This is a genomic window from Fervidobacterium sp. 2310opik-2 (assembly GCF_011057735.1).
GTDB classification, from domain to species: Bacteria; Thermotogota; Thermotogae; order Thermotogales; family Fervidobacteriaceae; genus Fervidobacterium; species Fervidobacterium nodosum.
On record NZ_LNGG01000001.1, the window covers coordinates 48619 to 60931 of the forward strand.

10 protein-coding genes are annotated in these 12313 nt (G+C 32.1%); 1 reads left to right on the plus strand and 9 read right to left on the minus strand.

From position 1 onward, the window contains the following. Positions 1–13: 13 nt before the first annotated feature. Genes cheY through AS161_RS00300 form a run of 8 tightly spaced genes read right to left on the minus strand, consistent with a single transcriptional unit; the run spans position 14 to position 8662 of the window. Positions 14–373, minus strand: coding sequence for a chemotaxis protein CheY (gene cheY, locus AS161_RS00265; protein ID WP_011993866.1), 360 nt, complete (start codon positions 371–373; stop codon positions 14–16). Between the two features lies 1 nt (position 374). Beyond that, positions 375–821 carry a chemotaxis protein CheW gene (locus AS161_RS00270; RefSeq protein WP_011993865.1) on the minus strand — a complete coding sequence of 149 codons (447 nt, stop codon included), beginning with the start codon at positions 819–821 and terminating at the stop codon, positions 375–377. A 10-nt stretch (positions 822–831) separates the two neighbouring features. Next, positions 832–2856: a chemotaxis protein CheA gene (locus AS161_RS00275; RefSeq protein WP_164541349.1), complete on the minus strand. Its 2025-nt coding sequence runs from the start codon at positions 2854–2856 to the stop codon at positions 832–834. Positions 2857–2870: 14 nt separating this feature from the next. Then, entirely contained in the window at positions 2871–4259 is a 1389-nt protein-coding gene (locus AS161_RS00280; RefSeq protein WP_164541350.1) for a hypothetical protein, read from the minus strand. Beyond that, on the minus strand, positions 4256–5047 hold the full coding sequence (locus AS161_RS00285; RefSeq protein WP_164541351.1) for a TlyA family RNA methyltransferase: 792 nt from the start codon (positions 5045–5047) through the stop codon (positions 4256–4258). The genes AS161_RS00280 and AS161_RS00285 overlap by 4 nt, the downstream gene beginning before the upstream one ends. After that, a complete protein-coding gene (locus tag AS161_RS00290) occupies positions 5029–6273 on the minus strand; it encodes a hypothetical protein (RefSeq protein ID WP_164541352.1) in 1245 nt (414 codons plus the stop codon). The genes AS161_RS00285 and AS161_RS00290 overlap by 19 nt, the downstream gene beginning before the upstream one ends. 5 nt (positions 6274–6278) lie before the next feature. Next, positions 6279–7019, minus strand: a complete 741-nt coding sequence (truA, locus tag AS161_RS00295; RefSeq protein WP_164541353.1) for a tRNA pseudouridine(38-40) synthase TruA — start codon at positions 7017–7019, stop codon at positions 6279–6281. After that, complete coding sequence (locus tag AS161_RS00300) at positions 7016–8662, minus strand: GGDEF domain-containing protein (RefSeq protein WP_164541354.1); 1647 nt, start codon at positions 8660–8662, stop codon at positions 7016–7018. The genes truA and AS161_RS00300 overlap by 4 nt, the downstream gene beginning before the upstream one ends. A gap of 131 nt (positions 8663–8793) precedes the next feature. Here AS161_RS00300 and AS161_RS00305 point away from each other — a divergent pair, with 131 nt between their 5' ends. Next, positions 8794–9975, plus strand: a complete 1182-nt coding sequence (locus tag AS161_RS00305) for a type III PLP-dependent enzyme (RefSeq protein ID WP_164541355.1) — start codon at positions 8794–8796, stop codon at positions 9973–9975. Positions 9976–10038: 63 nt separating this feature from the next. On the opposite strand, the gene AS161_RS00310 is transcribed toward AS161_RS00305, so the two are convergent. Further along, positions 10039–12303, minus strand: coding sequence for an AAA family ATPase (locus tag AS161_RS00310; RefSeq protein WP_164541356.1), 2265 nt, complete (start codon positions 12301–12303; stop codon positions 10039–10041). Between the last annotated feature and the right edge of the window lie 10 nt (positions 12304–12313).

Sequence of the window (12313 nt, forward strand, 5' to 3'; positions counted from 1 at the left end):
CGGCAAGTAAAATTTATTTCAAAACTTTCTGTATAGCTTCGATAACTCTCGCTGCCTGGAAAGGTTTTACAATAAAGTCTTTTGCACCAGCTTGAATTGCCTCAATAACCATCGCTTGTTGACCCATTGCGCTGCAAACGATAACAGTCGCGTTTGGATCAAATTTTTTAATTTCCTTAATTGCGTCTATTCCGTTCATTTCCGGCATAGTTATGTCCATTGTTACTACGTCGGGTTTAAGTTCTTTGTACTTTTCAACAGCTTCAACGCCATTTGCAGCTTCACCAACAACCTCGTGACCAGCTTTTGTAAGGATGTCTTTCAACATCATTCTCATAAATGCTGCATCATCAACAACCAAGACTTTTGCCATCTTACGCCACCTCCGAACCAGTTATTTCTCTTAATATTTCTTCTAAGTTTAAATAAACAATTAATCTTGTGCCTTTTTTTATTAATCCTTTTGCTTTTTTTCCATATGTGTTTATTTTGCCGAGGTTTGTTTCCAATTCAGAAGAATTTGTTCTTAAAACCCCAACAACTTCATTTACTATAAGTCCAAACTCCACGTCTTCGATTTTCACTATTACTATTTTCTTCTGATTTTCTTTACTGTCACTTCCTGCGAGCAAAGTTGGTAAACTTATAACAGGAATAATTTTACCCCTTAGATTAATTACGCCTTCAATGATTTTTCTTGCTTTTGGTACAGGCGTAATATCTGTTTTATCTATAACAATTTCTACCATTTCAACGTCTATTGCCATTTCTTGATTTAAAGCTTTAAAGACAAGAACTTCAAATTCTCTAATTTCTTCCATTTTTCTCACCTCACTCAACTATGTTGGTGATGTCAAGTATTAAAGCAATGCTACCATCACCCAACGTTGCACCACCACTGAATATTTTTACGTCGCTAAATACTTTTCCAAGTGATTTGATAACGATGTCTTCCTGACCGATTAACGTATCAACGGCAAGTCCGTGTTTCCTTGCTCCGGATTTTACAACTACTACGTTCATTTCATGTGGATTTTGTTCATGTTCCATTCCAAATACTTCCCAAAGTTTAATAATAGGAATTACTTCGCCTCTTATTACTATTACTTCTTCGTTTTGGACAACTTTTATGTCTTCCGAAGATATGATTAATGTGCTATCTATAATCGATATTGGAATTGCGTAAACGTAATTATTAACCTTAACGAGTAATGCTTGTATTATCGCAAGTGTGAGAGGCAGTCTAATTGTTACTTTCGTTCCCTTTCCAGGTTTACTTTCTATTGAGACTGTACCATTTAGTGAATCAATTGTATTTTTCACGACATCCATTCCGACACCACGACCAGAAAGTTCGCTTACTTGTTCTTTTGTTGAAAATCCAGGTAAAAATATGAATTCAAAAACTTTTTCATCAGGTAATGTCAAAGCTTTTTCTTCTGTTATTAATCCTTTTTCAATTGCTTTCTTGATTATTTTTTCTTTGTTCATACCTCTACCATCATCTTCTACTTCTATAACTACATTATTTCCTTCATGCCTTGCGGAAAGTTTAACTGTTCCGACAGGGGGTTTACCTAAAGCAATTCTTTCTTCTTTTGACTCAATTCCGTGGTCTATAGCATTACGAATAAGGTGGACAAGAGGATCACCTATTACCTCAACGAACGTTCTATCTAACTCTGTTTCTTCACCTTCCATTATAAAGTTAATTTCCTTTCCTAAATTCTTTGAAAGGTCTCTTACCATCCTTGGGAATCTGTTAAAGACGAATTCAATAGGTACCATTCTTACTTTCATAACAACGTTTTGAAGGTCTAATGTAATTCTACTTAACTGTGCTAGAGATTCATCAACCTCTTTAATATTATATTTTTTAAGTATATCAGCAATTCTGCTTCTTGCGATAACAAGTTCACCCATAAGGTTCATTAGATTATCTAATTTTTCAATATCCACTCTTACAGTTTGAGTTACCTTTACCTTTTTTTGTTCTTCTGTGTTTTTTTCTTTTTGCTCAACTTTCTTTTCCCCTTCTTCTTCTTCTTCTTTTTCAATTTTTAAAGGTTTTACGACAACGCTTTTTATTTCTGAAACGTTCATTACTTTTTCGTATATTTTTTCTTGTGAAACATTTCCAACACATAACAATTCAACAGTAAGATCAAAATTTTCATTTTCTATATCTTCGACCGGTGGTATTGAATTAATAATCTCAATACCAATTTCTTCCAGAGAATGGAAGACCATGTACATTCTCGCAGATTTTAATTGAGTACCTTCCTGTAGATTTACAATTACGTGATAAGCTGGGATGTTTTTCTTTGCGGCCTCCATTAAAACATCTTTTATTACTTCTTGGGTGAAGAGTTCACCAATCTTAGCTTTTCCAATTTCTTTCTCAGTTTTTATCTCTTCTTTGATTATTTCTGTAGTTTTTTCAGCAACTTTTTTTGATGAAACTTTTTCACCAGCCGCTATTCTCTCAAATATTTCAACAATTTGAGAAATATCTTCTTCGATTTCGTCATTACCTTTATTCACAATACTTTGGAGCATCTTTTCAATTAAATCAAGACCACCAAATAGGTAATCAAGCTCGTCACTGGATATAGTAACTTTTCCGGACCTAACAGCATCAAGGTAATTCTCCATTCTATGGCACAACTTTGCAAGGTGTTCAAAACCCATGGTTCCTGCCATACCTTTCAATGTGTGCAAGGCTCTGAACGCTTTGTTGATTTGCTCAACATCATCTGTGTTTTTCTCAAGCTCAAGCAAGGATTCATTTAACAATTGAATATATTCTTTCGATTCGTCAATAAATACTCCCAAGTATTCGTTAAACTCACTCATCTAACTCCCTCCTTTCAGGAGACAACAAATTTATAGTAAGTTATGTAACCTATTGAATATTGCCAAAAAAGTAACTTGGAAGTTATATTAAATCCAATAATGGATTTAATTATATCACCTAAATCCATAAGTGCTTTAAAATCGTATGCTTCTATCTTTGAAAAATCATAGTAAATTGGTAAATCTTTCAATTTTTTGCTAGTTTTTTCATACTTTTCAAAGCTGTTTTTATCGACTGTACCAACTATAACTTTATTAGATGACTTGAACGCGTATAGTTTTGAATTCTGAAGATTAATAACCCATTCTTGCTTCTGACTATCATACTTTGCACCAAGTTTCGAGAGATTTGTTTCAAAGTCTTTCCCACTGTAATTTTCAAATATAAAGACTATTTCACCAACTTCGAGTTTACCAGCGACGTAAGTATTTGTAGAAGAATTTGAAAGATTCTTTACCAGATTTGTAAGTTGCTGAAGTTCAGATGTTACGCCTGAAAACCATTGTTCAATAGATCCGATAATTATCGATGACTTTGACGAAGGTATACTCAGATAGTAATTCCAAACTTTGGGTAATTGACCAATTGTGTCTATATTCTTTGAGCTTGTGTATTGTTTCGTGTTTTTTTGCTCTATTGTAAATGTAAAAGAGCCAGCTGAGATACTTGATGTAATGAGTAAATGACTTGCTGTTGAATCTTCTATTCCTATTCCACCAGGTAAATTCAATTTCAGCGTATTTGGTTTTGCAAAGCCACTTATAAAAAATACCCCCGCTTTTAATCTATCAAAATCTTTATTTGTTCTTGAAAGTTGCATTTCTGGGGTTGTATAAGTTTTTATCGCCATGTCTAAAGTCTGTTTGCTTCCAGCTAATATTAAGTATTTTCCGTTAGAAGTGCAAAAAAGAGATTCACCAAGCTGAAACATATTGTTTTGGATATTTTTAACATTAATAGATAATAAATATGATAACGCTTTTACAAGCTGAGCAGGATATTTCGTTTCAAAAACTATGAAGCTGCTTCCGGTTATAGTTTTTATAAATTCCAGATAGTAGTTTATATCGAAAGAAATTAATGTTGTGAAATCTACCTCCGCTCCTTTTGATGCAAAAAGTATATCATTTGAAAGAGCGTCTTGAACAACTGTTGGCTGTACACCCGTTTTGTATTTCATATCTTCGAGTATTCTAAGAAACGAGTCTTCGAATCCTAATCCTTTCCTATCAAAAACGAATGAAAAAAATGAAACTTTTTTTAATTCCTCGTACCAAGTACCGCCTTTAGACAACCTGATTACGAAGTCGTAATCTTTGTGTACAAAGTTGAAAATATCTGAATCAGCAAATGTATAACAGATGATGACTATTATAATTAGAAAAGCTATCGACCTTTTCATTTTAGTTCCTCCCAAGCTGTATCTACGATACTTATTATATCACTTTCGCTTATAGAATGTATATATTCTTTTGAAAATACACCAAAAAATTCTATATTGCCATCAGCACCTGGTAATTTCGAATATGTTAAGTATTCGCAGTATAGGCCTTCATCACGGAAAGCTTTGACAATTTTTCTTATGACTTCAATATGAGTTTTTTTATCTTTTACTATACCCTTATCCGTATTTGTTGTTTCGAATTGAGGTTTTATTAGTGATATTATTTTTGTGTAATTTTCAGACAATTGAAGAATACCTTCCAGTAATTTTGTGATAGATATAAATGAGACATCAATTGTTATTATATTAAGCTTATCGCTTATATCTTTTTTAGAAATATACCTTGCATTTTTTTCAATTTTTACAACACGATCATCTAAAGCAATCTTTGAATGTAACTGTTTTGTATTTACGTCAACAGCATAAACCTTTTTTACACCATTTTGAAGAAGGCAATCTACAAATCCGCCTGTGGAGCTGCCTATATCGCAAGCTATTTTTCCACTAACATCTATTTTATACTCTTTTAATAAACCTTCAAGTTTATATCCTGCTCTGCTAACATACTTCAAATCATCAAGAATAGCTATTTTTGAATCAAAATGACATTTTTTTGATGGTTTTGTACATACTTTGCCATCTAATAGTACAAGCCCGTTTTCAATCATTTGTTGAGCCTTCGTTCTACTTTCAACAAAACCTTTCAAAATTAATAACTGATCAAGTCTTAGAACTTTATTTTCCAAGTTCCCACTTCCGTAATGACATGTGCTGTTTTATCTTTTATATAAAATCCAGATATTTCATTACCTATAAAATTCCCTTTGTAGAAAAAGCCAAATGGAGTGTGAAAAATGTCCAATAAAGAGGGGTAAAATATATTAAATTTAGAACTTTCTTCATATGTTTCATTGGCTCCTTTTTCTATAAGATTTACGTCTTTATCGTCAGATATTTTATAACATCCATTTGTAGTTTTAACAATAAATGAATTATCTTTGTCTAAACTTAGAGAATAAGCTCCTTCAAATGTTTTTGAAAAAAGTATTCTGCGTGTTTTCTGATTCATTATAACCACTTGGCCTGAGATGTCAAGAATGCATATTCTGTTTTCAGTAAATATATAATCCAACGGCGAATTACTAATCTTTGTATTCCAAGTAAAAGATAAATCAGATATACTTCCATCTGAGTATAGTACATAATTATCCCATATTGAAACTATAGGTGCTTGGAACTTTGTTAGAGACTTTGTCTTTAGATTATATATGTATTCTTTTGTCACCACACTATCAGATGTTATTGCAACCACACCATTTTTTTGCAACTCTTTTTCCAATAAATCGATGTTAACTGCCTCGACGTAGTTTGTCTTAGCGTTGTATATAACTTTACCTTGCAATAATTCTAATTTATCATTTTGAATGAAATATGGAATTCCTATAAATTGAGTGATAAAAGAAGAACCTGTTTTTTTATCTATGACGATAGTTTTTAAAATATTATCATTATCTTTGGTGTCAGTTAAATTCTCATAAGTAATATTGTTTTTTATAACGTTTTCAATCAACTGAGCTAAAGTGTTAGGAAATTCGTAGATCAAATTCATTGGTAAAGTGTATTTATCGTTACCATACTCAATTGAAATAAGCGATTCATCTGTTGAAAATATAATAGTTTCATATTTGGAAATCACAGGTGATAATGTAACCGAAGTTGAATCCGGTAAAACCATTTGGTTGGCAGAGTCTGAAGACTCTGTTGTATGATATATACAATCTGTATAGTTTATATTTATAGGTATTAATCCATATTTTGCAACTTGTCTGTATATGAAATTTTCGATTTCGTATGGTACGTTAATAAATTTAATATATATAGCATCTAATTTATTCCAGTTATTAATCTCATTTTTTATATCATCGTTTAATTTTTCGATTATTTCATTTGGTATAAAAGGATTAAAATTCATATTAGCTAAAATAAAACTTTGTATAAGAATAATCCATGCGCAGGAGCTAAACCAGCTGATTTTGAACGATCTTTTGATTCTAACACCTCCTTTACTTTTTCAGTTTCCCATATTCCAGTTCCAACACGTACGAGGTTTGCTACAATGCTTCTTACCATTCCTCTCAAAAACGATGTACCTTCAACACGGATTAGAATTAGCCCATTTTTTATTTCAATTATTCTCAAATTGTTTATCGTTCTTATGGTCTTGGTATTATCTTCCCCTTTTTTACTGAAAGAAATGAAATCGTGTTCTCCAATTAGATATTTAGCGGCTATTCGCATTTGTTTTATATCAAGTTCGTATGGAAACCACCACACGTACCGTCTTGTAAAAAGATTCTTGGATTTGGATGTATCTATATAATAATGGTAAATTCTTCTTTTTGCTTCGTAACGTGGATTAAAAGTTGGGTGTGTGAACCATACTTTTTTTACGTAAATATCCGCAGGTAAATTCGCATTTATTGCATTTTTTATATCATTTTCCATTAGTCTGTCATTTGGGCAGTCAAACGATACTACCTGACCATTTGCATGTACGCCCGTATCCGTTCGTCCAGCAGCATATGTGTCTATATGCATTTTAAAGACCTTTTCTAATGCTTTTTCCAATTCACCTTGGACAGTTCTCACATTATTTTGAATCTGATAACCGAAAAAATCTGTTCCGTCGTAGGCAAATTCAATAGCGACACGTTTCATAATGTTACAATACGTCCTCCTCCAGATTTTTTGGCTGTTGTCAAGGCTACTTTAATTTTTTCAAGTAATTCATCAAATGTTTGTGCATCAGTTGGGTACTTAACAACGCTAGCACTTAAACTGACATCTGGATATTTTTTCTTGAATTTTTCAATTATTCTCTCGGCAACTAGTACTCCGTCTGATTTGCTCATTGACCATAAGAGCATTATAAGTTCGTCGTTGAATTGTGAAAAAATTCCAAGGTTTTTAATTTCTTCCTCAGAAATATTTCTAAGTTCTTGTAACATTTCGTCCCCAGCTTTAAAACCATGCGTTATATTTACCTTTTCAAATTTATCAATGTCAACGTAAACTATTAGAAAACTCTTCCCAAATTCGATATTTTTCGAGATTTCTTCCATAAGAAATGCGTATGTTTGCTCTTTTTTGTAATCGGAAAGGAAGAAAACGGAATATTTACTTTCTGATAGTAATCTAGTTATCTGCCATGCAAAAAACTTGGCAAGTTCAATTTCACGTTTTGAAGGCCTTAGCATATTTGTTGGTTTATCAAAACTTATATATCCTATTGTTTTGTTTTTGTAAATCAATGGGACAATGAATAAATCATTTGGATCCCAAGCATTTTCAACCTCTAATTTAAAGTATTCAGATGGTCTGTAAATTGATGATTGGGATAAATCAACACTTCCGTTTGGGATAAAGTAAGCACCACCGACATCAAAGCGTTGTTGCATTAAAACGTAAGTCGATTTTATATCAGGTCTGTTTTGTTTTAATTTTTCAAAATCCTCATCTTTTATACCATACTTTGATATTCTTGTTACTTTCCCGCTCCTGAAATCAAATATACTAAGCAATGCGTATTCAAATCCTATTAGCTTACAAGTTGTAGCTAAAACATCTTGTAAAACATCGTCTATATCTTCTTTTGAACTTTTCTCGAGAATTTCCGGTAATTTCATAAGATTTTCTATCTCTCTTGCTATTTGTTCCTTTTCCAATGTAAGTTCTTTGTGCCAAAGTTCAGAAAATACAGTGTAATAAAGTTGTATCAAAAATCCAGAATAAAGAACTGAAACAAAAATTAGTGAGGATAACTTAACTTCGCTGAATGTGTAGATAGTTGTTAAAATCATTGAACCGAATAAAGATAACGCAAATACAAGCAAAAATGCCCTTATATAAGCTTTTACATTTGTTTTTCCAAAAAACTTAATGTAAAAAATCGTCACCAAAACATTACTAAGCATATAGCCGATTGCGAATGATATTATTTTAAGATAATCATTTGGAGATGCTTTAAACAATAGAGTGCCAAATCCAATTTGTAATACTTCGAAAGAGACCTTGAATAGGAAACGACGTAAATCTTTTATGTAAACAAGTAGAGTAATAATACTCAGTATTAGTATACTTTCTGGCCGAATAAAAAGCAATAAGTAAAGCATGCTAAAACTCTTAATATTAAATACTAATCCTCCTATAGGTATTTCAACAGATTGGGAGAAAAACAACAAAGCCAGAGCTATACCAAGTAAAGGTATATCTGTATTAAATACAACAGGTTGTGTTGTGATAATCATTATCAAACCGACAATAATACATGTAGATATGAAAAAAAGTTCTTTAATACTCAAATCTGCTCCCCCCAATGTGATTTTATAACAATTGTAACATATGTACCAGATATTTTAAACAGAATTTTATGTATATTTTGGCATTTCTATTCTATCATAAGTTCGACAATTTACAAAGGAGGTAAAAAAGGATGGAAAAACTTAGGCAGATCGCTGAAAAATACGGAACACCAGTCTTAGTAATGGATTTAAACGTGATAGCAAACAACTATAAACAACTTATAGAAAACATAAATAATTGTAAGGTTTATTACGCAGTGAAATCTAACTCTCATGTTGAGATTGTGAAACTTTTAAGAGATATGGGAAGCCATTTTGATGTTGCATCACGCGGTGAAATTGAGAAACTTTTATCTATTGGTGTTGAACCGTCGAGAATGAGCTTTGGAAATACAATAAAGAAAATTGAGGATATAAAGTTCGCTTACGAAGTTGGTATTAGGATGTTCGCAGTTGATGCTGAAATGGAAATCGAAAAGATTGCTCTTGTTGCTCCTAACGCTGACATATACGTAAGAATTAGTACTAACGGAATGGAAGGCGATGCTGATTGGCCACTCACAAGAAAATTTGGTACAAGCGTCAATCACGCTATAGAACTTGTAAGATACGCGAAAGAAAAAGGACTTAATCCAATTGGTTTGAGTTTCCATGTTGGTTCGCAAAATTACAATCCAGAGAACTGGAGAACAGCAATAAGAGAAGCTTCCATAGTTTTTGAAGAAGCTAAGCAATTTGGTGTAGAAATGAAAATGATAAATACAGGCGGCGGGATGCCAGTTCGCTACGTCAGGGATATACCTTCAATTAAAAAAATAGCAAAAGTTATAAACGAAGCTGTTGAAGAATATCTTGGAAATGATATAACAGTTATCGTTGAGCCTGGAAGATCAATGGTTGGTAATGCGGGAGTCATGATTTCCAGAGTAATTCTCAGAAGTAAAAAAGGTGACGAAAATTGGCTCTATTTAGATGCTGGAGTGTTCCATGGCTTGACAGAGACTATTCAAAACATAAGATACAGAATTACAGTTGACGGAAAAGAAGACGAAGAACTCGAAAAATTTGTTCTTGCAGGACCAACTTGTGATAGTGTTGATGTCATGTACTACGATGCGATGCTTCCAAAGAGCACAACACTTGGAGATATAGTTTACTTCTTTGCGACAGGTGCGTATACAACAGAGTATGGAACGAATTTCAATGGTATAGCTTCACCATCTATCATCTTCGAAAATGGAATTCTTTCAGAAGAAATCGTTGAAGGTTCAAACACTGTTGAAACTTTGATTACAGAGACTCAAGAGCAATAAAATAGGCATCTAATATTAAAATCAAAAAGGCTTCGGTGATATTACCGGAGCCTTTTTTATATTTTATAAATCAATTTCATATTTTACATGGTATTTTTCTTCATTAACAGCTTTCTTTGCTAAATTATCGGCTATTTCGTTGTATTTTTCCCCAGTGTGAGCTTTGACTTTATTGAATTTTATTCTGAAAAAAGTGGAATAGTAATCGTACTTTTCTTTGTATAATTTTGTTAAGCTAGTATTTGTTTTCCACAAACCAAGAGCCCATTTTTCTATACCTTCGTAGTCATAGTTAATTTCTATGCATTTCAGATTTTCATTTTTCGCATATTCAAATGCCAGCAATGCTGCATATATTTCACCAGCCACATTTCGATGTTTTACGTGTTCTGGGTTTGAGAAACCTCTCCAGTACGTTTCTATTTTCTCTTCATTGCTTTCTTTTACAACAACAAAACCTGCGCCAAATTTTTTCGTGAACTCGTCGTAGCTTCCGTCTATATAGATTTTTACGCATTCGTTTTCTAAAGTCTTTTTCATACACCTGCTTATAGAAATAGAATTAATTTTATTGTTTTTATCAATATTAAAATTATTAGAATTTTGAACTTCTGAATTGATGATACTCAACATTTTTAGTGCTTGTTCGTTGTTGGTTGTTTCCAAAATTTTCAGACTTGTTGGTTCATAATTTTTATCGTAATATAGTTGGACTTTGAGATAATGATTACCACTTTTGATATAATAAACCTCTTGGTATTGGAGATGCTCTATGCCCAATACGTTAAATGAATGTTTGGATATTATGCTTTCAAAAGCTGTGTATAGTTCTCTTAACATTTCATCGTTAAAGTTCAAATTGTATGAAATATTGATTTTTTCTCTTAAAGTGAAATCATTTTGAATTTTCAATTTGTTAAATGAAAAGATTTTTATTGGTAAATCCTTTATATAGACTTTTTTCTTGGCTCTGGTTATCGATGTGTATAACCATCTGAAATATTCCTTAGTTTTTGTAGAATTGTAATAATATGGGTCTATAAAAGCTCTATCCCATTCTCCACCTTGAGATTTATGTGCAGTTATAGCGTAACCATATTTTACGTGTAATGCATTTAAGTATGGGTTATCTTGAAGGTATTTACTTAGATTTTGAGTAATATTTTTTTGTGATAAACCTGTTTTTTTGCACACATCATCTATACAAAAGCTAAACAATGCTTTCTTTAAATCCAAATCTATATCTGCGGTTTCTGAAAATAAGGAATTCGCAAGTACTTTGGATTCTATAATCTCACCAGAATTTATATTTTTTAATTCTAAATCGTAGAATTCCAAAACGTACTTTTTTCTTCCAACAAATGCGTCTTTTCCCTCATAGTTTATTACTTTTTCGACTTTAAAAAATTCGCCGTTAAATACTACTTTATCTTTGCAGTAAACATTCTTTGTATTAAGTAATATATCGCCTACTTCAATTTGGCTTTGGAATCCGAGCTTTTTCCTAATTTCCATATTGTACTCCAAAGCTTTTTTGTTTGTTGAAACAATTATGATATCTTCGCCAAGCTTTGAGTAGTTGTATTCCTTTATGAAATCATGTGTTTTGACAAATTCGTCACCGTCGTACTCAAACTTTAGAGTTAAGTAATTTTCATCGTCGATATGTTTTTTAATTGTATTTGCATTATTTAATATTTTACTTTGGTTTCTTTGCCTAACAACTTCGTTAAGAAAAATCTTTTCGCCCTTTAAATGAAAATTTTCCTGAAGGGTTTTAACATCTAATGCCGGGGAAAAAGCTGAGTTTGTTGGTGGAAGTTGGTATTCATCTCCGAAAAATATAATTTTGTTGTTTTCACCGCTTTTTACATATTCGATAAAGTCGGAAAGCAATTTTCCGCTCCCAAAGACAAGTTCCTCGTCTGATTGTTTATTGTCTGAAATCATCGAGCTTTCATCTACTATGAAAATTGTGTTATCATGTTGTGATTTTTTTAAACGAAAATATACTTTGATGATTTCACTTTCCAAATCTACTTTCTCATGGGAAAAACTGTAAATTTCACTGTGAATAGTCTTAGTTTCAAATCCGGATTTTTCGTGAAGGATTTTAGCAGCTCTACCAGTTGGTGCGAGAATTACAAATTTTTTTCCTTTTTCGAAGAGATATCTAACATACTGAGATATTAAAAACGTTTTACCTGTACCTGCGCTGCCTTGAATGATTAGAAAATCTAGATAATTATAAATAAAATCTTCTAGTTTTTTAGCTGCATATATTTGGTCCCTTGTTAAGTTGTATTGTTGAAGGAAGTTCAAAAACATTTTTGACCAC

Bases quoted from the DNA above. Each gene is read 5' to 3' on its own strand.
- cheY (WP_011993866.1), bottom strand. From the start codon at position 373: ATGGCAAAAGTCTTGGTTGTTGATGATGCAGCATTTATGAGAATGATG.
- AS161_RS00270 (WP_011993865.1), bottom strand. From the start codon at position 821: ATGGAAGAAATTAGAGAATTTGAAGTTCTTGTCTTTAAAGCTTTAAAT.
- AS161_RS00275 (WP_164541349.1), bottom strand. From the start codon at position 2,856: ATGAGTGAGTTTAACGAATACTTGGGAGTATTTATTGACGAATCGAAA.
- AS161_RS00280 (WP_164541350.1), bottom strand. From the start codon at position 4,259: ATGAAAAGGTCGATAGCTTTTCTAATTATAATAGTCATCATCTGTTAT.
- AS161_RS00290 (WP_164541352.1), bottom strand. From the start codon at position 6,273: ATGAATTTTAATCCTTTTATACCAAATGAAATAATCGAAAAATTAAAC.
- truA (WP_164541353.1), bottom strand. From the start codon at position 7,019: ATGAAACGTGTCGCTATTGAATTTGCCTACGACGGAACAGATTTTTTC.
- AS161_RS00305 (WP_164541355.1), top strand. From the start codon at position 8,794: ATGGAAAAACTTAGGCAGATCGCTGAAAAATACGGAACACCAGTCTTA.
- AS161_RS00310 (WP_164541356.1), bottom strand. From the start codon at position 12,303: ATGTTTTTGAACTTCCTTCAACAATACAACTTAACAAGGGACCAAATA.